Source organism: Spartinivicinus ruber (genome assembly GCF_011009015.1).
In the GTDB taxonomy this organism is placed as follows: domain Bacteria; phylum Pseudomonadota; class Gammaproteobacteria; order Pseudomonadales; family Zooshikellaceae; genus Spartinivicinus; species Spartinivicinus ruber.
In genome coordinates this window covers 4992878-5014532 of sequence record NZ_CP048878.1, presented here as the reverse complement: position 1 = coordinate 5014532, position 21655 = coordinate 4992878, and the positions used below count along the sequence as shown (strand labels likewise).

19 protein-coding genes are annotated in these 21655 nt (G+C 38.2%); 10 read left to right on the top strand and 9 right to left on the bottom strand.

Annotated features, from left to right (window positions below; all coding sequences use genetic code 11):
• Nucleotides 1–604: 604 nt before the first annotated feature.
• A complete protein-coding gene (locus G4Y78_RS22765; RefSeq protein ID WP_163835184.1) occupies nucleotides 605–1051 on the top strand; it encodes an RT0821/Lpp0805 family surface protein in 447 nt (148 codons plus the stop codon).
• Nucleotides 1052–1081: 30 nt separating this feature from the next.
• Nucleotides 1082–1963 (top strand): transglycosylase SLT domain-containing protein, encoded by an 882-nt coding sequence (locus tag G4Y78_RS22760; protein WP_163835183.1) that lies wholly within the window; start codon nucleotides 1082–1084, stop codon nucleotides 1961–1963.
• A 67-nt stretch (nucleotides 1964–2030) separates the two neighbouring features.
• Here the strand turns inward: G4Y78_RS22760 and pyrI are convergent, their stop codons facing one another.
• The 3 genes from pyrI to G4Y78_RS22745 form a co-directional block, all read right to left on the bottom strand.
• Entirely contained in the window at nucleotides 2031–2486 is a 456-nt protein-coding gene (pyrI, locus tag G4Y78_RS22755; protein ID WP_163835182.1) for an aspartate carbamoyltransferase regulatory subunit, read from the bottom strand.
• A gap of 8 nt (nucleotides 2487–2494) precedes the next feature.
• A complete protein-coding gene (gene pyrB, locus G4Y78_RS22750) occupies nucleotides 2495–3454 on the bottom strand; it encodes an aspartate carbamoyltransferase (protein ID WP_230425638.1) in 960 nt (319 codons plus the stop codon).
• 321 nt (nucleotides 3455–3775) lie between these two features.
• Nucleotides 3776–5590 carry an adenylate/guanylate cyclase domain-containing protein gene (locus G4Y78_RS22745; RefSeq protein WP_163835181.1) on the bottom strand — a complete coding sequence of 605 codons (1815 nt, stop codon included), beginning with the start codon at nucleotides 5588–5590 and terminating at the stop codon, nucleotides 3776–3778.
• 159 nt (nucleotides 5591–5749) lie between these two features.
• Here G4Y78_RS22745 and G4Y78_RS31140 point away from each other — a divergent pair, with 159 nt between their 5' ends.
• Both G4Y78_RS31140 and G4Y78_RS31135 read left to right on the top strand, forming a co-directional pair.
• The gene (locus G4Y78_RS31140; protein ID WP_230425637.1) at nucleotides 5750–6076 is read left to right on the top strand and encodes a hypothetical protein; all 327 of its coding nucleotides are present in this window, start codon (nucleotides 5750–5752) and stop codon (nucleotides 6074–6076) included.
• A gap of 7 nt (nucleotides 6077–6083) precedes the next feature.
• The gene (locus tag G4Y78_RS31135; protein WP_230425636.1) at nucleotides 6084–6512 is read left to right on the top strand and encodes a substrate-binding periplasmic protein; all 429 of its coding nucleotides are present in this window, start codon (nucleotides 6084–6086) and stop codon (nucleotides 6510–6512) included.
• Nucleotides 6513–6540: 28 nt separating this feature from the next.
• Here G4Y78_RS31135 and G4Y78_RS22735 read toward each other — a convergent pair whose 3' ends face one another.
• A complete protein-coding gene (locus tag G4Y78_RS22735) occupies nucleotides 6541–6876 on the bottom strand; it encodes an STAS domain-containing protein (RefSeq protein ID WP_163835180.1) in 336 nt (111 codons plus the stop codon).
• Between the two features lie 389 nt (nucleotides 6877–7265).
• On the opposite strand from G4Y78_RS22735, the gene G4Y78_RS22730 reads away from it, so the two are divergent.
• From G4Y78_RS22730 to G4Y78_RS22715, 4 genes are all read left to right on the top strand, one after another.
• Nucleotides 7266–8474, top strand: a complete 1209-nt coding sequence (locus G4Y78_RS22730; protein WP_163835179.1) for a methyl-accepting chemotaxis protein — start codon at nucleotides 7266–7268, stop codon at nucleotides 8472–8474.
• Nucleotides 8475–9324: 850 nt separating this feature from the next.
• Nucleotides 9325–10476, top strand: a complete 1152-nt coding sequence (locus tag G4Y78_RS22725) for a L,D-transpeptidase family protein (RefSeq protein ID WP_163835178.1) — start codon at nucleotides 9325–9327, stop codon at nucleotides 10474–10476.
• Nucleotides 10477–10722: 246 nt separating this feature from the next.
• On the top strand, nucleotides 10723–11718 hold the full coding sequence (locus G4Y78_RS22720; protein WP_163835177.1) for an AAA family ATPase: 996 nt from the start codon (nucleotides 10723–10725) through the stop codon (nucleotides 11716–11718).
• A 110-nt stretch (nucleotides 11719–11828) separates the two neighbouring features.
• The gene (locus G4Y78_RS22715; protein ID WP_163835176.1) at nucleotides 11829–13775 is read left to right on the top strand and encodes a ribonuclease R family protein; all 1947 of its coding nucleotides are present in this window, start codon (nucleotides 11829–11831) and stop codon (nucleotides 13773–13775) included.
• 74 nt (nucleotides 13776–13849) lie between these two features.
• Here the strand turns inward: G4Y78_RS22715 and G4Y78_RS22710 are convergent, their stop codons facing one another.
• Nucleotides 13850–14632, bottom strand: a complete 783-nt coding sequence (locus G4Y78_RS22710) for a substrate-binding periplasmic protein (RefSeq protein WP_163835175.1) — start codon at nucleotides 14630–14632, stop codon at nucleotides 13850–13852.
• A 252-nt stretch (nucleotides 14633–14884) separates the two neighbouring features.
• Between G4Y78_RS22710 and G4Y78_RS22705 the strand changes: the two genes are divergently transcribed.
• Nucleotides 14885–16537, top strand: a complete 1653-nt coding sequence (locus G4Y78_RS22705; protein WP_163835174.1) for a M14 family zinc carboxypeptidase — start codon at nucleotides 14885–14887, stop codon at nucleotides 16535–16537.
• Nucleotides 16538–17068: 531 nt separating this feature from the next.
• Nucleotides 17069–17764 (top strand): YadA-like family protein, encoded by a 696-nt coding sequence (locus G4Y78_RS22700; RefSeq protein WP_163835173.1) that lies wholly within the window; start codon nucleotides 17069–17071, stop codon nucleotides 17762–17764.
• A gap of 81 nt (nucleotides 17765–17845) precedes the next feature.
• Here G4Y78_RS22700 and G4Y78_RS22695 read toward each other — a convergent pair whose 3' ends face one another.
• From G4Y78_RS22695 to amrB, 4 genes are all read right to left on the bottom strand, one after another.
• Nucleotides 17846–18775: an ABC transporter substrate-binding protein gene (locus G4Y78_RS22695; protein WP_163835172.1), complete on the bottom strand. Its 930-nt coding sequence runs from the start codon at nucleotides 18773–18775 to the stop codon at nucleotides 17846–17848.
• A gap of 202 nt (nucleotides 18776–18977) precedes the next feature.
• Nucleotides 18978–19691 (bottom strand): substrate-binding periplasmic protein, encoded by a 714-nt coding sequence (locus G4Y78_RS22690; RefSeq protein ID WP_163835171.1) that lies wholly within the window; start codon nucleotides 19689–19691, stop codon nucleotides 18978–18980.
• Nucleotides 19692–20154: 463 nt separating this feature from the next.
• Complete coding sequence (amrA, locus tag G4Y78_RS22685; RefSeq protein ID WP_163835170.1) at nucleotides 20155–20727, bottom strand: AmmeMemoRadiSam system protein A; 573 nt, start codon at nucleotides 20725–20727, stop codon at nucleotides 20155–20157.
• Entirely contained in the window at nucleotides 20714–21493 is a 780-nt protein-coding gene (gene amrB, locus G4Y78_RS22680) for an AmmeMemoRadiSam system protein B (protein WP_163835169.1), read from the bottom strand. The genes amrA and amrB overlap by 14 nt, the downstream gene beginning before the upstream one ends.
• Nucleotides 21494–21655 lie beyond the last annotated feature (162 nt).

Below are 21655 nucleotides of genomic sequence, written 5' to 3'. Positions count from 1 at the left end.
CATTCTCAGGTTTAGTTACACTTTATACCGCATAGAGAAGCATAATATATGCCAACTATTTAGCCGACCTGGTATTATTTTTATTTTAAAAAGGTCATTACTAAGCTGATTATTCACACTAGTCTACTTTACTTGGTAAATATTTCATTGATGTAAATTAACTTTAGGTTCAATAATTTTATACAAATTATTTGATATTAAGTTGGGTATAGATTGAACAGCTCTAGCAAATAAATACTAATTTTAAGCTCTATTCGCTGAACACCATAGTTTAATGTGCACTAAATTAATTTGTTGGAAACCAATATGGAGCACTTTAATACTGAAATTTTATTCAAGTTGTGCTTGTTTTGATTGACTAACGGGTAAAATGTTAAGGACAGGAAGGCTAGCCTGTTGATTATGATCGTACGAAACTAAATCAAGGAATACTTAACGAAATTCTTGTGCTTTTGGTGACTTTAAGAAAAAAATATTTCACATTTATGAAATGAAAGCTCGACAGATAAGCTTTCTAAAAGGTTTTTGATTGCAGAGATAAGGAGATTACGCTTATAAATCACTTTCTGTATAGCAGGTGAGTTACCTTTAAGGGAGGGGTGTTTTGTTAGCCTTGTTAAGACGCAGTTTTGTCTTATTGATTATATTTGTCTTATCTAGTTGTGCTGAGTTTCAGCCATCTAATACCTTAATGGGATCATTACTTGGTGCTGGTGTTGGTGCGGGCATTGGTTATGCCGCCTGTAAAGATAAAAGTAAGGTAGCCAGGCGAAACTGCCTGATTGGTGGTGGTTTGGTAGGAGGTATTATTGGTGGAGTTGTTGGCTCTTATATGGATAATAGTGACCAACAACGTGCTTACCAGGGGCTACGCTCAACACCCTCTAAAAAACAATACCATTGGACTAATCCGCGAACTGGCAATCGCTTTACAATCAAGCCGTTGAATAAGCGATCAAAAAGTGGTTCCACTTGTCGTGATTACTTGGTCTGGAGTAGGCCAAAAGGAGCTAAGAAAGCACATAGACAAAAGGGCTCAGCGTGTTATTAGCAGTAGTTAGTATGGTGTATTGGTAAGGTAATGAAAAACATATATTGCTATTGTCTAATTTTGTTGGGTTGTGCTTTTGCATCCAGTTGTAAACTATTACCAGAAAAACAGATTGAAAAACGACTTTATGATGATACTCAGGCGTTACTAGAGTTTCAGTTAATGGATGGAGAAATAGCCAGTTGGGTAGATAAAGCACAACCTGGTATTGAGAGAAATCTAGCTATTTTTCTTACTCATCGTTATCGTGGAAAGCTTTGTCGGGATTACTATACAGTGGTTATTGATCATGGTCATAGACAACCTAAAGTGTACGGTACTACATGTCGATTGTCTGATGGCCAATGGCAGCAAGTAAGGTGGAGTAACTCAACGGGAAGTTCTAGTTCTAGCAGAAAAGCGAAACGAAGGTATCAAAGCTTAAAGCAGTTGGGAAAACAGCTTCAATATCCTCGTTATTCGAGTAAATACAACTTACCCTCGCGGCTAGCAAAAGCGAGTCAACGAGCAGAAAAAAAGTATCGCTTACCACTTAGACAGTATATTGATAAAGCAGCTAAGCGCAATAACTTGAGTCCTGTATTAGTGCATGCTGTAGTAAAGACTGAATCAAATTATAACCCGCGAGCAGTATCTCATGTTGGAGCTAAAGGCTTAATGCAGCTGATGCCTGCCACTGCAAAAGAAGTGGGCGTGAATAACCCATTTAATGCTCGGCAAAATGTCCATGGGGGCAGCCGTTATTTAAAGAAAATGCTGACTCGGCCAGGGATTAACGGCAACGTAGCGCTGGCTTTAGCTGCTTACAATGCAGGTTACGGCAATGTACGTCGTTATGGTTATAAAGTACCGCCTTATCGAGAAACGAAAGCTTACGTTAAGCGGATAGTTGGGCTAATACATTCAAGTTAATCTGAAGTGAGAGTGTTTTATAAGTGCATATTTGCACTTATAAAACATTATAGTAAGTATTTATTATTTATACGCCAGCGACAATTTCCTTATTAAAGCTCCTTTCGCAATATTTGCACTTGAGAAATACTGCACTATTAGTTTGTTTAACCGAGAAATAGCTCTTTACTGGCTCAGTCAAAGAAATGCAATTAGAGTTCGGGCAGGCAAATATTCCTTCGATAGCATTTGGAATAACCATTTTAAACTTATCTATTACCTTGTAATTTTCGATGACATTAATAGTGGCACTGGATGCAAAAAGTGCCAGTTGATAAGCCTCTGGTTCTGAGAAAAGCCTATTTTCAACTTTGATCAGATCTTTTAAGCCGAGGTTTTTACTCGGTAAGTTAAAGCCAACAGTAATTTTTTGTTTTCCTTCAATCAGGTGTAACTGTTTAAGTATTTTAATACCCTGGCCAGAAGGAATATGGTCTATCACAGTACCAGTGCGGATAGCCTCTACCATTAATTTATTAGCCATACTACAACTTAACCTTCAATTGATGATTCGTTTAATACCAAGCTCAATAGCGCTTCACGAGCATAGACGCCATTTTTAGCCTGTTCAAAGTAATAGGCATAGGGCGTTTCATCGACAGCTACATCAATTTCATCCACTCTGGGTAGAGGGTGTAAAATTTTCATATTGGCTTTCGCGTTGGCTAGTTGGGCTTTACCTAAAATATACTTGGCAGCAATGTGCTGATATTCGGTTTCATCGAAGCGTTCCTTTTGTACCCGAGTCATATAGATAATATCGGCATGGGGCATAATTTCATCAAAATTGGTACAAACTTGAAAGTCAATCTGTCGTTCTTTGAGCTCAGTTAAAATATAGTCTGGCATTGCTAATGCTGTTGGCGATAAAAACTGAAATCGACAGTTAAATAAGGATAATGCCTGTGCCAGAGAATGGACAGTACGACCATATTTTAAGTCACCTACAAACGCGATATTTAGATTATCCAGACGTTGTTGACACTCATAAATACTGAATAAATCCAATAATGTTTGAGTCGGGTGCTGGTTGGAGCCATCGCCACCATTAATAATCGGGATAGATGAAAACTCACTGGCAAGACGTGCGGCCCCTTCTTTGGGATGACGGATAATGACGGCATCTACATAAGAAGCAATAATGCGGATTGAGTCTGATAAAGTTTCACCTTTTTTGCCTAGGGAAGTATTACTACCGCTATCAAAGCCGATAATGGTTCCACCAAGTCGTTGCACAGCGGTTTCAAAAGATAAACGGGTGCGAGTTGAGGGTTCAAAGAAGCAGCTGGCAATGACTTTGTTTTTTAATACGTCATGCTTTACCGATAGTTTTAGTTTTTCTGCTGTAGTCACAATCAGTTCTAACTGAGCTCGTGTTAAGTCAGAAATTGAGATTATGTGTTGTTGAAATAATGGATTCGACATAGCAACACTCTCATTAATATTAGCCAAAAAAAAGCCCCTTAATTAGGGGCTTGTGGAAAAATAACAACAAATGGTTTGTTTGTTGCACCTGTAAACGATTGACCTGTTCGTAGCATGGTGAGTGGATGATAAAAATTGCTTTCATATTAAATACTACAATTGACTCAGCTGGCTATTGATTGACCTATATTCAGGCCATTCATAAATAAAGCTTACTTTAACACCATCTAACCAAAGTTTAGTTGAACTCTTGGTTAGAGTTGCATCAGGTTATTTGTTAAGCAAGTACAACCGAAAATTCAGGGCATTTTACAGTTTGGTTAAGAAAACTCAACTCTTTATTGACTGTCATTGGCTTATAGCGGTATCCGGGTCTTGGCTCTCAATGACCTCTGGTAGAGGAGTGAAAACACGTACAGTATTGTGTTTGCCGCGAATTGGAATATCACCAATTTCTTTGAAAGTAATTTGAGTACATTGTTTTACTGTAGTCTCAGCCACTAGAATGGCTGTTCCATACTCTTTGTTTAAACTTTCCAAACGTGCTGCCAGATTAACTGAATCACCATGTACTGTATAGTTTAGCTGCTCTCGAGTGCCAACACTTCCAGCAATTACCTCTCCGGTATTAATGCCAATACGACATTGTATACTAACTCCATCAAAAAACTGCTGATTCAATTGAGACTGAATCATTAAGCTAGCATGTACCGCTTGGTTAGCATGGTTAGGTTGGGGGTTTGGAATGTTGAATATTGCTAGAATTGCATCCCCTTGAAATTGAGTAATCATTCCTCTGTATTTGTCGAGTACTTTTGCTGTGAGTGCAAAGTATTGATTTAATACAGCTACCAGTTTGCAGGGGGAGAGTTGCTCTGCCATGCTGGTGAAACCGACTATATCTGAATAGAAGATAGTCGCAGTATGTAGCTCAGGTGTTACCTGACCATTAGCAGCCAGAATTTTTTTAGCAATGTCGGTAGGCACATATTGACCAAATAATCGCCTGACTTGTTCATGTGCTTTAAGCTTATCGATCATTTGATTGTAAGCAGTTGCCACAGAATCAAACTCTGCAATCGGGTGGTGAGGAAGTTTTTCCAGATCACTGACAGCCATATTTGCAATATTGTCAAAGCCACTAGCAATACGTTTAAAGTCTTTGCCAATGCGATTGCCAAACCAGGAAGCCAGCAGAACAAAGATTATTAACAATACTATGCCAATAACTAAGAGCTTAACTATAGTCATGATAGGTTCAAAAACCTGTTCATGGGCTAAATAGATACCAACCAGCCATGGCTTGTCACTAAAGCCTCTAAGCTCCTGAAAAATAAAATAATAGTGATTATCTTTCCAGTAGACACGGTGTTCTCTGAATTTTTCCTTCTCTATTAAATACGGTTGATGTTGGGTATTTTGCCAAAAAACTGAGAGAGGGCTTTGTCTGAGTGTATTAAGTTTGGGTATCGGTTGCTGTGGTTGAAAATGTAATTGAATTGGCTGGCTAGGTTGAGCAACGGCAATGGCTTGTTGCTGTTGATCAAGAATAAATATAGGGGTTTCAAATTGACGGCTTATTGTTGTAGTAAGTTGGTTTAACTTAGTAAGGCTGATGCCTGCAATCAATACTCCACGGGTTTTATCAGGCAGTAATACAGTACGTAGCACTGGGATGATACTTTGTTTTAACTCATGAGAATAAATAGGTGCAAGCCATTGGTTCTGGCTATTAAGCGTGGTGCTATTCAACGCTTCCTGTATAGGCTGGTAGCTGAGCCAATAGTCAGTCACTAACTGTTGTTTTTTTCGATTATAAAATCGAGAGAAGTAAAGGTCATCTACATAAGCAATTCCAACGGATTGTGGCACTGCAGCTAGGGTGCCGTTCATCATTTTATTAAACTCAGGGGAGTCATCTACTTGCAGTTGTCCTGACTCTAAAATAGTGGCTGCATAGTCGAGTTGTTCGTTAATAGGGTTCAGGTACTCAGAAACCTGCTCTTTTATAGCGAATAGTGAGACAGTTGCCAGCTCTTCAAGCAAAGCCAAGGTATTTTTGCGAGTACTAGATATGCCCAAGTAAAGCACTAAGCCAACGGCGATGACGAGTAGTAGGCCAAAGCCAATACTTAAAATAGAACTAATGGAAGGTTTTCGCATAGCCCTCGTTCGCACTAGATTGTTAATAAAAGATCCTGTTTCAGGCAAAGCATACCAGTTAATGCTTAAATTAGTCGTTATATACTACTGGCATCGTATCAGCTGGTGCTACTGTAGCAAAGATAGAATTATGATAACAGCCAGTAAAGCTGGGAGGTTATGATGAAGCGGTTAATATCACTGGTTATTGGTTTGGCTTTGGCTATGGATTTTGGAATGCATTCCGCTGTGATAGCTGAAACAGTGTACCTCACTTCGTTGGACTGGCCACCCTACACTGGCAAAAAGCTTAAACAACAGGGTGCTTCAGTTGCTGTCGCTAAGGCTGTTTTTAAAGCTGCAGGCTATGATCTAGTTGTGGAGTTTTACCCTTGGAAACGAGCGGTTGACTTAGCTAAAGATGACCCAAAATATGCTGGCTATTTCCCTGAATATTATGCAGCTGAGTTAGCGCAAAACTTTACTTTTTCTGAGCCAATAGGGTAGTGGGCCTTTGGGGTTTGCTGAGTTAAAATCTGCAGCTGTAGCTTGGCAAACCTTACATAATCTTAAAGAAATTAAAATTGGTACTGTCAGTGGTTATGTTAATACGGCAGAGTTTGATCAAATGGCGGCAAAGGGTGAGTTACGAATTGATGCTGCAGGCAGCGATACGGCAAATTTATTGAAGTTGAATGGTGGAAGGATTAGCTTGGCTGTCATTGATAAAAATGTGATGTACTATTTACTTGCCACAGAAAAAAAACTAGCAAAGGCAAAAAATAACATACAGTTTAATAATAAAATGTTAGAAGACAAGAAACTTTATATTTGTTTTAAAAAAAATGATAAAGGGAAAAAGTTGGTCAGTGCTTTTAATGCAGCACTAAAGCAAGTTAATGTTCAAGAAATTATGAATAAATATTTTTCGGCTGAACACTAGAGTGTTTATCTTTGTTAGTTGAGTATTATTAGTGAACAGCTTTTTTGGGCTGTACCATGAAAGCCTCATCAAACTTAGATAAAGAAAATAGCTTTATTATATAGTTGTTACAGTTTATTAGTTTTATTTTGTTTTTACTGCAGTTTAAGTACTTCTTCATGTTAAGGAGAATGCCAAGAGCAGCGCTGTCAATATATTCAGTTTCATATAAATCAATAATATAAGTGTAGTTATTTTCCTGTTTATCAGTATAAACTTCTCTAAATAAATGGACTAGCTGGAAGGTGAATTCCTTTCCAATTTTAATTATTACATTATCACCAGAGACTGATGTGCTGAGCTTTGGAGGGTTATATTCGTTCATCTAAAGTTTGCCCTTCATTCTAGCTAGACTTGTTGCTGAAGCAAATATAGTGTTTCTTTTGGGTGTATGAATAGCCTATGAAATAAGGTGGTTTAGGTAAGTGATAAGCCTTTGGGTAAAAGTGTAGTTAATTTTTTAGCGTTTGTAAGTTTACTGAGTGATATGAAAAAATTATTTTTTAATGAAATTTTTAGGTGGTTACAGGGGGGGATAATTGTGAAAGTCCGTCAAACTAAATGATATAGTAACAGAAGTAAGCGTTATTGTGCTATAAACTTATAGATACTCTACTCTTCAATTGAATATGTCTAGGAAAGAAAGGACTAGTTGATTGTATTGTTAGTTAGCTAGCTTGGTTAAGTATAAGTTGCAAGCAAGGAAAAGCTACTATGAAATTAATATTAAAGAACTCATGGTTTGCTGTAACACTAAATATTATCGCAATAATACTTAGTGTTATGGTGGTTGAGCATAGTGGCGTTTTTTTTGCAATATTATTGTCTGTCGTGTTAGTTGCTTGGTTGTATTCTTTTAAAAATAGTTCATTTAAATTGAATAATAAACTACACGAGAAAGATGAAGAAAAAGATAGAGTTATTTATGATGAGGTGAAAGGCTTTATAAGTAAAGCAAGAGAGCTAGTTCATAGCAAAACGACTTCAATGAAAGGTGATAATGAGAAAATTCGTATGATAACTGCTGATGCGGTTACCAAGCTAGAAAGTAGCTTTTTAATTTTAGACTCTTCGGCTAAAAAGCAAAATAAGTTGATTTCTGAGATAATTTCTTATTTCTCTAAAGATAAAAATAGGGAAGAGGATTCACAAGGGACAGTAAACTTTGAAGAGTTTTCCAATAAAACATCGGTAATTATTGAAAATTATGTAAACATGCTAGTTAATATGAGTGATCATAGTATACAAGCTGTATATAAAATAGAAGAAATGGTTAGTGAGCTTGATGGAATGTTTGCTCAACTATCTAAATTGAGAAATATTACTGATCAAACAAGCTTGCTTGCTTTAAATGCAGCAATTGAATCAGCCAGAGCAGGGGAGGCTGGGAAAGGGTTTGCGGTGGTTGCTCAGGAAGTAAGAAAACTATCATTTAAGTCGAATGATTTTAATTGTTTAATTCGATCTCAAGTTGAAACGGTTAAAGAAAAAGTGAATGAAGTGGAAGGAATTGTAGGCAATATTGCTTCAATGGATATGAATAATATGATTAATGCGAAAGGTTGCATAGATCAAATGATGGAAGGATTAAGTAACAGTGAGGTTGAGGTCAGTAGATTAGTTGTAGAATTAGCTGATGTAAGTCAAGTGACTTATCAAGAAGCACATAAAGCAATTACTGCATTACAGTTTGAAGATATAGTCAGGCAACTTACCGAAAAAATAACAGAGGAGTTAAATTATTTAGAGAAAAGCATTGATATTAGTGATGACTATTCTACTCAAGATTATAATGTTATCTCTTATCTCAAACAAATAAGTAATAGAATTGCTGAAATCATAGCCGCAAGAAATGTGGAGTCTCATTTTAGTCATAATATCGGGAATGAGTCGGTAAATCCTGGCGATGCAGAGCTATTTTAAATAAGTTAAACGAGCTTCTTTAAAAAGAGGTTATGTGTTTATGCTACATTGTTGATTTATATGATGTTTCTGTACTGCTCGCTTCCGTACTTTCCTATCTGTGAATGATTAACTCTATATGACTCTAGTGTCTGGTTGTAACTGGGTTATTTTGCCTATCAAACATAACACTAAAGTGTTAGTTCAACAGCTAAGCGCAATTATGTGAAAAAAATCAAGTTTTTAAATAACTCGCGTCTCATATTTATAAAGTCTTAAGCAACAAGTGATGTAGTTGTCAGAAAATCTAGGCAGGAAAACTATAGAATTCACGTAGGCAGAGTCGAGTGATTCTCATAATTTTTATTTAAACTCGGCTCAATAATTATTTTAAATCTATGTGTTACTTATATCCATATGTTTAGAATATTATAGGGTGAATGCTATGGGATAGAGACTTTTGTAAATAGAAGTTTCTATAAAAGCACTATTTCTATAAAAATAGTGCCCAATTGATTTTTAATATAGTTGCATATCAGCTTTGCAAATGGCTGGTTGTACTTTTTGTAACAGATGTAGTTTGTTTATATAACTGACAATGTAGGTAATCACTGAATTTAAGAGTGATTTTGTAACTCGAGGTTTTTTACTACCGGCTATAATTTGGCTTACATATAACATAACTCTAATCAATATTGCTGGACAGGGTGTGTATAACGTTTATTGAATCCAGTAATTGATAAAATGGCTTAACTGTAATGGGAATAGCCTTAATTAGAGTGCTGTAGTCCACTATTAGGTAGCGAAATAAAGCCTCGTATGACAATTCTGTCAGTGATGATTTGTCAATCGAATACATGGAGGAAGGTTTGTGCTAATTCGCTGCCTAAGGCTGGTGATAGCGTTAATAATAACCCCTGTCGCAGTTGCCAACACAACGTCTAATCATACGCCGAATAGTCAACAGTATCACCACTTGTCTAAGGCGTTGATGCATTATAAACACTTGGAAGAAACTGGTGCGTGGAGCCAACTTCCCACTTACTCTCAGGTCCTGACTCAAGACCCCGTTAAACGGGCTGCATTGTTGCATAATCTACTGTTGTTAACAGGTGATATTGACAAGCCAGGTGGTTCGTTGCAAAAAGGCTTAAAAAGCTTTCAGCACCGGCATAAATTACCTGTAAATGGAATATTGGATTATAAAAGCTATCAAGCTTTGGCTCAGCATCCAGGAGAAAAAGCCGCTATTATTGCTAAAAATCTTTCACGTTTAGATCAATTACCAGAAAACATGGGTGATCGTTATGTTCTGGTGAATATTGCTGACTACAGCTTAAAATTAGTGGAAGATAATGCAACCAGGTTAACAATGAAAGTGATTGTTGGGAAAAAAGCCCGCAAGACTCCTATCTGGGCCGACACGATTCGCTCTATTGTGGTTAACCCTCCTTGGAATGTGCCTAAAAAAATAGCAGTTAAAGATATTTTACCAAAGTTAAGACGGCAGCCGGACTATTTGCAAAATCATAACTTCCTTGTATTAAGAGGGTGGGGACAAAATGCTCAGATGGTGCCACCTTATTCATTAGTTGAGTCTGGTAATCCTTGGCGGAAAGTGTCGTATAAAAGTTTTCCCTACCGATTAAAACAATTACCTGGACCAGGTAATGCGCTAGGACGGTTTAAATTTGACTTCCCAAATAAACACTCTGTTTATTTGCATGACACATCTCAGCCTCATTTATTCCGAAAAAATAACCGAGCATTAAGCTCTGGTTGTGTGAGGGTAGAAAAGCCAAGACAATTAGCAGAAAGCCTACTCCAACTTAATCGTGGCTGGCAGCCTCAGCGATTAGATAAGTTACTGGACACTAATAAAACAGTGACTTTACGACTTGAACAGCCAATCCCTGTTTACTTAGCTTACATGACAGCCTGGGTTGATACTGGTGGGAAGGTTCACTTTGCAAACGATATTTATGGTCATGATCAAAGGCCTCTAGAGGTAGCTAGACGATAATAGCCTGCTCTCTAATTCGCAGAATTATCTGTATACAAAACCAATGGGTTTAAGTGGAGACTTATAAAACCCATTGGTTAATAAGTATATACATCTACCGTATTTCCCTGTCGCTTAATCTGAGTATTTCACCAACCTCTTGCCCAGCTTTACCCATGTAGCATTAAACTCTTTGACAGTGAATGAAGTATTCGGGTTAACTCTTTTCCTGTGAAGCATTGGTCAGGGTAAAGCACGAAGTTATTCATGAGTAACATAAGCAGCAAGAAGATTGAGCTTGATAGCAGCATATTAGCTGCTGGAAAGGTAGGGCATTGCTGGTTGGTAGGGCCTTTTCCAAAGCATAAACCCTACTGCGATTATCTGTTTTATTTTGCCTATCACTTTGCTGATCAGGTTCATGTTGTAGTAGCGAGTAATACTGAACTTAAACGAGTTAACCAGCAATATCCCTTTACTTATGTTCACCTAGCAACATCTGCCAGTCAGGTTTCCGTTGTGATAGAAACTGAAGAAGGTAGTCCTAGATCAAAACAATTCTTTCTAGTGTTTAAGGAAACCGATTGGCTGTTAGCGAGTGGCCTGGGGATGGTGCCTTTGCCTGTTGAGCTCGCCTTATCTTATCCTGAACTGTTGCAGGCATATACTGAACAAAAAAAATCAGTACAGCCCAGTTATCAAACAACAAGTAGAGCGATAGAGAACGACGATCAATTAATAGGTAGTAAAGTGGCTATCATAGGCCCAGAGTCTGCGGGTAAATCAACCTTGGCTGGTGGGTTGGCACAAACGCTCAAATTGCCACTCGTTAATGAATATGCAAGGCTATGGTTAGAGCATCGAGGAAATGTTGGCTGTTATGAGGATATTGGCCTAATAGCTAAGGTGCAGTTGGCCATTGAACAAACCATTGTTAATCAAGCAGATAGCTTTTTACTTGATACGGGGATAATGTCCATTCAAATCTGGAGCGAGGTGCTATTTGGTCAGGCTCCAGAATGGCTAGTGAAACTTGTTCAACAACATCACTACGACTTGGTACTACTGGTATCTCCTGACCTGCCTTGGCAGTTTGATTCACAGCGTTGTCAGCCTACTCAGGCAGAACGTGAAAAGTTTTTTCAGCTATGTGAAGCATTATTAACTCAACTTAATATTGAGTATCAGATCATTGCTGGAAACAAGCGACTAGAACAAGCTCAGCGGGTTTTAATGGGCAAATTTACTCATTCGTTCAATTGATTTCAAAGCTGCCAGTTTATTAACCAATGGGGATTCAGTAGAATGGCCGGATTCCTGGCCTTTACTGGCTATTTAGTTGAACGAACCGATACGCAGAAGTCCTTTAACTCATGTTAAGTAATGATTCATTAGCCCAGCTTAAACAATTAAAACAACAGCTCAAGGCTCAAAAAAAACTGTTTCAAGGCAAAGTAAAAGACTCCCCGCTTAAGACAGCTACCATTCTATTGGATGATGGAAGGCAAGCCTTATTGCCCGCTGAAGAATCGCAAAAAGTGCTCCCGCATGATCAGGTGAAAGTTACTTTGACGGGCAAAGGTAACCAGCTTACTGCAGAAGTAGAAGAGTTGGTTCGAAGCGATTTTAAGGAATTCACCGGTAAGATCGTTGTAAAGGGGAAGGCGGTTTTTGTTGATCCAGACTACGGGCGAATGAATCGTTGGATTTTCATTCCACCTAAACAACGTGGTAAAGCACAAGCCGGTGATTATGTTCGCTGTCGATTGACCCAGCATCCAATTAAAGACGGCAAGCCACAGGCAGAAGTGTTAAACGTGATTGGTAGTGATAAAAAAGCTGGTATTGAAGCCAGTTATGTTATTAATAAATACCAATTGCAAGATACATGGCCAGAGGCTGTGCAACAGCAGGTTGAGCAGATTTTAGCGACTAGTACGCGTGATAAAGTAACTGAGCAGCATCGGGATTTAACCACTGTTCCTTTTGTTACAATCGACTCTGCCACTACTCAAGATATGGATGATGCGCTATTTGCAGAAGCTAGTCAGGAAGGTTGGCGAGTATTAATTGCGATTGCTGATCCAGCCAGTTGGGTGGAGCCTGGTACACCAATTGATCTGGCTGCTAGTGAACGTGGCATGTCTGTTTATTTACCAAGCTGTACGCTAACAATGTTGCCTGAAGTGTTATCGAATGATCGTTGTTCGTTAGTTGCCAATCAGGAGCGGTTAGCTTTGGTGTGTGAAATGCAGCTAACAGCTAATGGGGTAATCGCTAGTTATCAGTTTTTTCAGGCTGTGATTTGCTCTAAAGCAAAACTGAGCTATGAATCAGTGAGCGAATATATTGACCAGGGAAATAAAATGGCTCTGGGCGAAGACAATGAGCAATTAGTTAGCACAATTGACTCACTTTATGCAGTTCAGCAAGCATTAAGTCAGTATCGTGAAAAGCATGCCGTTAGTTTTGAAAATAAGCCTGACTATCATTTGGTGCTGAATGAGCAGCAAAAAATAGCAAGCATAGAAAAACAGCAGCGACTGTCTGCCCATAAATTAGTTGAAGAGTGCATGGTCGCTGCCAACCGGAGTGCTGCGCAGTTTATTAAAGAAAAGGCTGCTAACTCAGGTATTTATATTACTAATGCAGGCATTCGGAAAGAACGGCAGGATGATGTGGCAAAATTGCTTGAGCAGCAACTACCTAAGTTTGATTGTACTCAACTAGCTGGCCCAATGGGGTATCGTCAAGTATTATTGACACTGAACAATCATGCTACTGAAGTACCAGTCAAGTCTATTCTTAGCCGACAGCTTGAGCGCAGTTTATTTAGTAATGAGCCACTACCTCATGCAGGAATGGGGTTTGACGTTTACACTACATTCACTTCTCCGATTCGTAAATATAATGATTTATTAATGCACCGCTTGATTAAGGCATTATTACTGAATGATTCAGTAGAGCCAATGGCTAACAAAGTGCTAGAACAGTTGCAACAGCAGCAATATCGGATTCGTCAGGCAACCAATGAAATGGAGCAATGGTTAATCTGTCAGTTTTTACAAGATAAAACAGATGAGGTGTTTCAAGGTAAAGTGGTACAGCTCAATGGTTTTGGCTTTACAGTCCGGTTAGATGGGAATGGGGCAGAAGGGTTTGTGGATACTCGCAAACTTCCGCAAAAATATAGCTTTGATCCTTTATATCAGACCCTTACTAGCGAAGATCAGCGATTTACTTTAGATCAAGCGGTTAATGTACAGTTAGGACAAGTCGATACTAAACGCCGTAGTATACGGTTTACTTTAGCAAAATAGCTACGTTGTTTTGAGTAGAAAAAAGCCACATAATGATAAAGTTATGTGGCTTTTTTAGTGTTTTGTAGATTTTTTTACTTTTTATATTTTCCAGCCATTAAGTCTTCCCGCCATTTTTCAGGTAGCCCTTTATCGGTGATTTTTTTTAGCCCGGCATTGAATACTTTTAGCAATCCTTCACTTCCTTCTTTATTTTTAGAGAATAGTAAATGCCCTGTGGCCTCGACTAATGGTTTAGGGTGGAAAGCGATAAGGTGGACCGAAGTTTGGTCGAATTGGTTGGACAGCAGATCAAATCCAGCAACGGTTCCCATTGGAAAAATGTCTATTCTATTGGTAAGTAGTTTTTTAAAGTTCTTTTCATCACTTGATGCGGTACTTATTTTTATTGTACCTGCTTTACCTGCTTCCCAAAATTCTTTGGTATAAGTAAAACCAGTTGTAGCGCCAATCGTTTTTCCTTTTAAGTCTGCAACCTTACTCCAGTCTTTTAGAGGGGTAGATTTTAAATGAAAAAATACAGTTTTTTCTGTCATTACAGGGCTACTATAATGAAAGTCTTTTTCTCGATCAGCTGATCTAAACCAAAATGAGGTAGCGTCAAAATCCCCTTTTTTAGCTGATTCATATGCGCGCTTCCAAGGTAAAAATTTATATTCAACGGTATAACCTTCTTGTTCAAACGCGGCGGTAATGATATGGCTTACATAACCCATATTGTTAAGCTTCTCAGATACCCATGGACTGTACTCACCAGTCGATATAACTACCTTTTTATCAGAAAGTGCTGTTAAAGAGTAAGCGGTTGCAACCAGTCCTAAAATAAAGTAGCTGGTTATTTTTTTGGTGTATGTCATCTTTACTACCTTTGAGTAAATATCAAGTTACATCGCTTTAAAACAGATTAGTACAAAATTCTAGAAAGAACAGTGAGCTAAAAAGAACAGCAACAATAGAGTAGGTTACAGTAGAGGCAGTGAAAACAAGCTATTGCTCGCAGTGAATGGGCAGGTTACTCTAGTAGCGTTACTTATTTATAGGGTGTGTTAATAACCAACTATATATAATCGAAATAAAATGGATTAAAGAAAAAGGACAAGGAAATAACAATGAAACTATATTCATGGGGACTGGCCGGATTGATGTTAACAGGTGTTGCCAGTAGCTTGGCCCATACGAGTAATATATTTGTTGACCAGCATAAGCAGACAGTTAAAGCCTACTTTCCCTCTTTGACTAAAGCCCATCAAGCGGTAATGCAGTTTGATACTTTAGAGTCGGATTATCAAACGGGTTATCTCACTATTGTTGCTACCCAACAAGAACAAAAAAAGCTCATTGCATCAGGTTTTCGATTAGAGTCATATCCCAGCTATCAACAGCGGTTAAGGAGTAGGCGGGATCTTGCTGAAAATGTCAGTGGTATTCCCGGTTATGCTTGTTATCCCACGGTTGAAGAAACTTTCCAGCAAGCACAAGCTTTACAAGCTGAGTATCCAGACTTGGTTCAGTTGGTGGATATAGGTGACTCTTGGGGAAAAAGTAATAATCAAGGAGGGTATGATTTACTAGTGATTAAGCTGACTAATCGTACCCATGATCTTGAATTTAAGCCTAAGTTAGTAATGAACAGTGCAATTCATGCTAGGGAATACGCAACAGCAGGATTAACCCTAACTTTTGCCAAACGGTTGCTCGCTGACTATGGAAAACAAGCTGATGCCACCTGGGTTTTGGATAATCATGAAGTACACATTTTGTTGCAAGCAAATCCCGATGGTAGAAAAAAGGCTGAGCAAGGTATTTTATGGCGTAAGAATGTTAACCTGGATGCGAAATGCTCTTGGAGTTCAAGTCGAACAGGAATCGATCTTAACCGTAATTTTAGTTATGCCTGGCATAGTACCAGTGGAGGCTCTAGTGGCAGTGTTTGTAGTGATACCTATCGTGGCGCAGCAGCTGGCTCCGAGCCAGAAGTTCAAGCCCTTGAAGCTTATTTAAAGGACGTGTTTCCCGATCGGAGAGGACCCAATCGTGATGATCCTGCACCAGAAGACACTAGTGGTATTCACTTGGACATTCATAGTCACGGTAAGTTAATTCTTTGGCCATGGGGGACGAAAGGTAGCAACGCGCCAAACCATCAGGCATTACAAACTTTGGGGCGTAAGTTTGCCTATTTTAATGACCATACCCCTTATCGTTCTGTTGAATTATATGAAACAGATGGCACTAGTGATGGAGCCAGCTATGGTGAGCTGGGTATAGCAGCAATCACTTTTGAATTAGGGAAGGCATTTTTTGAGTCTTGTGATTATTATCAAACGAAAATTTTACCAACCAATTTACCTGCACTGATGTATGCAGCAAAAGTAGTAAGAACACCTTATAAAACGCCAGCAGGTCCAGATATCGTCGAGTTAAAACAGCTAAAACAAGCGGTGTTTAACCGGGAAATAAAAAATAGTGTTGAATTAACAGCCATAGCTAATGACCGGCGTTTTAATAATACCCGGGGCACTGAGCCGACCCAACTCATTCAAAAAGCAGTCTATTTTATCGATCAACCACCTTGGAAGGCAAACACACCCAGTGGCTGGTTTGAAGCGGCAGATGGTGTATTTGATCAAGCTGTTGAAAATATTAAAGCGACTGTTGATACAACAGGCTGGGCAAAAGGGAGGCATACAGTCTATGTCACTGCACAGGATGCAGATAATAACTGGGGAGCAGTCAGTGCTGTATTTGTTGAGATTAACTAAATATACTTATACACCTTATAGCTAATCCGTAGTAGATAATGTGATCAGCTTTGCCAGGATGTTTTGTTATTGGGTTAAATATCCTGGCGGGGTTATTACAAATTTAGTGATGTATTTCTTATAGCTATTTTAATAATTATTCTTGTTTAATTAACTATTGTGTTAATTGCTGGAATAAGTGAGTTGTTCTTTGTTTTTTCTGAACTGTTTTTGTTCCTTCTTCTTTTGTGATCTGTATTTGCTTTTTATAATTTTATGAGATGGATTTTCAAGAAAAAAATTATCTTCTGCTGTGTTATTTTGATTGTGTTGTAAAAATATATAAGTTGCTGAAATATATGAGGTTAGTGTTGAGAGAAAAATAGGATGGCAAGATTATTGTAACGAGTTTAATTAGTTTTTGTGTCTTAAATTGTTAAATAGGCGACAATTGAATTGGTGTTTATAGGTTAATAGAATTTCACAAAACTTCTGTTTGTTAGTTTGTTTATTTGAGTGAGTTAATTAACCTAAGGTGTGGGTCGTCTAATTATGAAGTTAAAAAACTGCCTTTCTGTTTTGTCGTTATCATTAGTGTTTAGTGTAGCCAGTAATTATGCATTAGCTGCTGATCCTCTATGGAATAAAAAAGAAATAGATCAAAATAGACAGCGTATAGAAAAAAATGAAAATAATATTCAGATGGCTAAAAGCACCAATGCTAAGCAAACAAAGCGTCTGAATCAACACGATAACGATATTCAAGCCAATAAAAAACTAGCGGGTGAGGCTAAACAGTGGGCAATGAATGCAGAGAATAAAGCTATTAATAATGAGAAAAAAATAAATAAAAATACTGAGACTCTGGAAAATCATGAAACCCGTATAACAACTAATACTAAACATATTGGTCAAAACAGTCAGAGGCTGGATCGTCATGATGGTCAAATTTCAGATAATACAACTAGAAGTTTAAATAACAGTGCTCGTATCGATAGCTTGCAAACTCAAATTGATGACTTAGAAGATGATGCTTTTTCAGGTATTGCTACATCTATGGCTATCGCAGGCATGCCTCAAGCAGTTGATGGTAAAAATCTAATTTCTGTGGGTGCTGGTTATTATAAAGGTAAACAAGGAATTGCTGTGGGTATCTCAGCCAACCGTGGAAAACATACTACCAAGTTTTCACTTGGCACGGGTGGTGGTAGTGTTTCTGGTTCAGTTGGCTACGGCTACTCATTTTAATATTATTTAAATAGCAACTCTTCTTTTATTCCCAATGGTATTGGCTATCAATTAAGAAGAGTTGCATTGACTAATAAACTATTAATCATAAATAGTCATAGAGTCTCTTCTACATTCTGGTGGAATCCATTGTTGCCAGACATGCTTTTTGGTTTTAATCCACTGTTGTGCTGCTTGTTGATGAGTTAAGTACAGACCATCTACCCAATAAACAAGCTCAGCAATCAGCTCATTAGTAAAGTTTATTCTTTTCGCTACTTGATAGGCACAGGGCCACTTATTGGGAAACTCAATCCAGGCGATTTTTGTTAACCAGCCATTCTTAGGATTACCACAGTCATAAGTTGCATTGGGATTAACACCCCAGGATGGGTCTGTTTCGCACTGAGCTGAATACTCTGGAAACTCTACGAATTTACCACTGTATTTATATTCAACCCAGTTAGGCGTCCAGTTAAAAAGTACTATGGGCTTTCTGTTGTTGTAAGCCTGCTCTAGTTCAATCCAGAGTTGGTCGCCATGGGACACTCTTTCGACAATAAAATTTAATCCTAATACTCTGATTCGCCTGGCATCTGGTTTTTCCCAGGGGCCGCCTAAATAAACCCCTTTTCCTTTTGACTCCTGTTTTGAAAATATTCCATAGCAAGATTGCAGTGCTTGCCAATTTGGTAAACCAGGACATTTTTCTTCAACATAAGCTGGATACCACCAGTCTTCTCGGGTTATGGCATTATGGTTGCCTAAATCAATAATTCTGTTGTTATCCATGAGCTTTTGGTATTGAGCAGCCATTGTTCCTTCCCAAACTTCCAATTGGAGATGAATATGACCCCGGCTAATCATATTCCATTGAACATCCGTTTTGAGCTGCACGAAAGAGGTTTTGTAGCCCATTTCATTGAAAAAAATAGCAGCGATATTTGACATAACAATTTGGCTTGTCCAGTCATTTGTCACAATTTTTATCCGCTCATGGGTGCTACCCGCGAGTGGTTCTGATATTGACATGGATATGAGCAAGGTTTGAAGCAAAAGGCTATAAATATACATTTTAGATAGCAGTTTAGTAGCGTTAAATATCTTGTAAATATAGCCTATGAGTTGAAATTAAACTAAATTAAAAAAAGATAGGTGAGAGTGCTGATTTTCACCCGCTTGATTATTCTTGAAATGATTTGATTGTTATTTGGAAAACCGCTTGAAGTAGTGATTACCAGGTATTGATACCATAACTAAGGGAATATTTTTTTACAATTTTATCGTAACCACCATTTGCTCGAAGCTCTACGAGTGCAGAGTTGAATGCATTGATTAAGTCTATTGAGACAGTTTTTTTGCTTAATAAATAGTGAACCTGACCAGTTTTTACTACTGTTTCATAATGTAATGTGAATTTATCATCCAATTTCTTTCTAATAAGCTGAATGATATCTGTAACCGGGTAGCCAATAAATCCATCAATTTTCCCCTGGTCTATTAACTGGTAAAAAGAGGATGAGTTATCTACAGAATGCAGCTTATTTTTATGACTTGCCAATAGTGTATCTAATTTAGAGCCGTAAGTATTTCCTTTGGTTACGCCTAAAGTGAATGGACCTGCTAATAATTGGGCTAAGCTTTTACTGGCAAAAAGATCTTCATCTGATTTTCTGATATAGATACCTGCATACTCGTTACGATAAGGAAAGCTATAATGTGCCCATTCTGCTCGGTTATTATTCCAGGAAGCACCAGTGGCGATATCTAGCTGTCCCTCTTTTATCATGGTTAGGCGCGTATCCCATGACAAATCTTTCTTATTGATCAATTCAAGTTTACAGCCAGCTTTCTCCACAATAGCTTTAAGTAAATCGATATCAAACCCAGTAACAGGGCTATCTTTTGGCTGAATAACAAAAGGCTCTCGTTGTGTGCCAATTGCCATTTTCAAAGTTTTTTTACATTTGAATTCAGCGGCAAATACTGTTTGTTGATTGAGCCATAATAGTAGGCAGCTTAAGAAAATATATTTTTTCATACTCAGTATGTTTGGTCTGTTATAGAAAATTAATCAGCTACTATAATTTTCTAAATATGATGTTCTTTAAAAAAATGGCATTATTGAAAGTGTGTAAATAAGTCTGCCATTTCTGGTTTTCTTTTAATTGCAAGTTTTAGAAATACAGGCAAAAACAAGCAATGATATAGTGACTAACCTTAAGAAATCGACTGGTTTAGTATTACTAAAATAGCCTCTATGGAAAGTGGAATAGTACTGATTTTAGGTTTTCGGTGTCAACTATATTTACAATAGTGTGAGGGAGGTGGGGTTTTAGAAATAAACTGTAGTGTTGAGGGAATATTTATTTATTGTAAATAGTTATATTTATATTGCAAATGAGGCAGTATTAGTCTTCATGAAAAGCGAAGACCTGGTATTTGTAGCACTTTACTTTGTTATTCCAAAAGTCAGTAGGCAGTCCTGCTTTTTGTTTGAGTTGGTTAAAAAAATCAACAGGGTCAGTTAATTTATCCCATACTTGAGGTAAAAAAGTGCCCCGGTGTTGTTTATATTCCAGAATAACACCATCTTGAAAAGGCTTTAATTGATTTATTAGTGACTGTTCGTCAATAAAGCTTATCGGTTGATGAGGTGATAATATGGATATTTCAATTTTAATTTTATCTAGTTCGCTACTTTCCATATTAGGGAACCGATAATCTTCGAACGCACTTGCGTATGCATTATGGTGCACTTCCAATACCAAAGGGCGGGTAGCGCTTAGACTACCGATGCAGCCTCTTAAGAATTGCTGTTTTGTCAAGGTTACAAAAGCACTACGTTCTGCCTGAAGAGTCGTAGAATACTCATCAGGATTCACTTTGGGCAATGATTGTTTTTTACAACCTGCAGTAATTACCTGACGTGCCAGTTTCAGTAATGTTTGTTGGTCTTCTTGGTCTATTTTAGCGTAAGGCATAGGCACCATATCCTACGACAGTATCTTTCGGGCCAGCAGTATCTCCAGAGTTGCGTGTGTCTAAAATGGTGACTTCAAGTCCTTTTCGCTTTGCTGTTAATAAAATTCCATTAATAGGTTTACAACCACAGGCTTCTTCTCCGTGTAAATGGTAATCAAGATGTTTAATTTTCTCGGTTGTAGCGGCATCAATGGCTTTGGCTTCCTGATAAGGATGATAGTGGCTTAAGTCTGAACTAATGACTATTAAGGTCTCAGGCCCTCCCCAAAAGTGTTCAATGACGTCAGCGACAGATTCGGCACTGGCGTGGCCAACCACAAAAGGAACTAGCTTGAATTGGGCTAATACTGTTTGTAGAAAAGGGAGTTGTACTTCCAGGCAATGCTCGTGGGTATGAGCAATATCCAGAACTTGGACATCGACCAGTTGAGCTGCTTCCTCTATAGCTTGTGTATCTATGCTAACCATTCCCAGCGGCGTATTAAATGCTTCAGTTGCGGGTAAGGCTAACCCAGTAAAAGGAACTCGGTGGGAGGGACCGAACATGATAACCCGTTGAATCTTATCCTTTAATGGCTCTAGCAGGTGATAAGCTTTTGCTGCGACAGAGCCAGAATAAATATAGCCAGCATGAGGCACGATTAATACTTTCGGGGCCATATTGACTGGATCATCAATTGCCAGCAGGTTTTTGACAGTATTGCTGAGGTCTTGAGGTGACTCTGGGTAAAACATGCCGGCTACGGCGGGCTGGCGAATCTCCATAGCGAACCTCCTAACTCAGGTGTACTCTAAAGGTTAACATAGTGCTTGAATTATAGCGTTTGAAATAGATACCAGCATATTAGGTTGGAACATAGATAAGCGAAAAACGTTCACACAAGCATCTGATTTATACATATAGTTTTATTATAGAGCCTAATCAAT

Coding starts and splice junctions, on each gene's coding strand:
- G4Y78_RS22760 (WP_163835183.1), top strand. CDS start 1,082: ATGAAAAACATATATTGCTATTGTCTAATTTTGTTGGGTTGTGCTTTT.
- pyrI (WP_163835182.1), bottom strand. CDS start 2,486: ATGGCTAATAAATTAATGGTAGAGGCTATCCGCACTGGTACTGTGATA.
- G4Y78_RS22745 (WP_163835181.1), bottom strand. CDS start 5,590: ATGCGAAAACCTTCCATTAGTTCTATTTTAAGTATTGGCTTTGGCCTA.
- G4Y78_RS31140 (WP_230425637.1), top strand. CDS start 5,750: ATGATGAAGCGGTTAATATCACTGGTTATTGGTTTGGCTTTGGCTATG.
- G4Y78_RS22735 (WP_163835180.1), bottom strand. CDS start 6,876: ATGAACGAATATAACCCTCCAAAGCTCAGCACATCAGTCTCTGGTGAT.
- G4Y78_RS22730 (WP_163835179.1), top strand. CDS start 7,266: ATGAAATTAATATTAAAGAACTCATGGTTTGCTGTAACACTAAATATT.
- G4Y78_RS22720 (WP_163835177.1), top strand. CDS start 10,723: ATGAGTAACATAAGCAGCAAGAAGATTGAGCTTGATAGCAGCATATTA.
- G4Y78_RS22715 (WP_163835176.1), top strand. CDS start 11,829: ATGTTAAGTAATGATTCATTAGCCCAGCTTAAACAATTAAAACAACAG.
- G4Y78_RS22710 (WP_163835175.1), bottom strand. CDS start 14,632: ATGACATACACCAAAAAAATAACCAGCTACTTTATTTTAGGACTGGTT.
- G4Y78_RS22705 (WP_163835174.1), top strand. CDS start 14,885: ATGAAACTATATTCATGGGGACTGGCCGGATTGATGTTAACAGGTGTT.
- G4Y78_RS22700 (WP_163835173.1), top strand. CDS start 17,069: ATGAAGTTAAAAAACTGCCTTTCTGTTTTGTCGTTATCATTAGTGTTT.
- G4Y78_RS22695 (WP_163835172.1), bottom strand. CDS start 18,775: ATGTCAATATCAGAACCACTCGCGGGTAGCACCCATGAGCGGATAAAA.
- G4Y78_RS22690 (WP_163835171.1), bottom strand. CDS start 19,691: ATGGCAATTGGCACACAACGAGAGCCTTTTGTTATTCAGCCAAAAGAT.
- amrA (WP_163835170.1), bottom strand. CDS start 20,727: ATGCCTTACGCTAAAATAGACCAAGAAGACCAACAAACATTACTGAAA.
- amrB (WP_163835169.1), bottom strand. CDS start 21,493: ATGGAGATTCGCCAGCCCGCCGTAGCCGGCATGTTTTACCCAGAGTCA.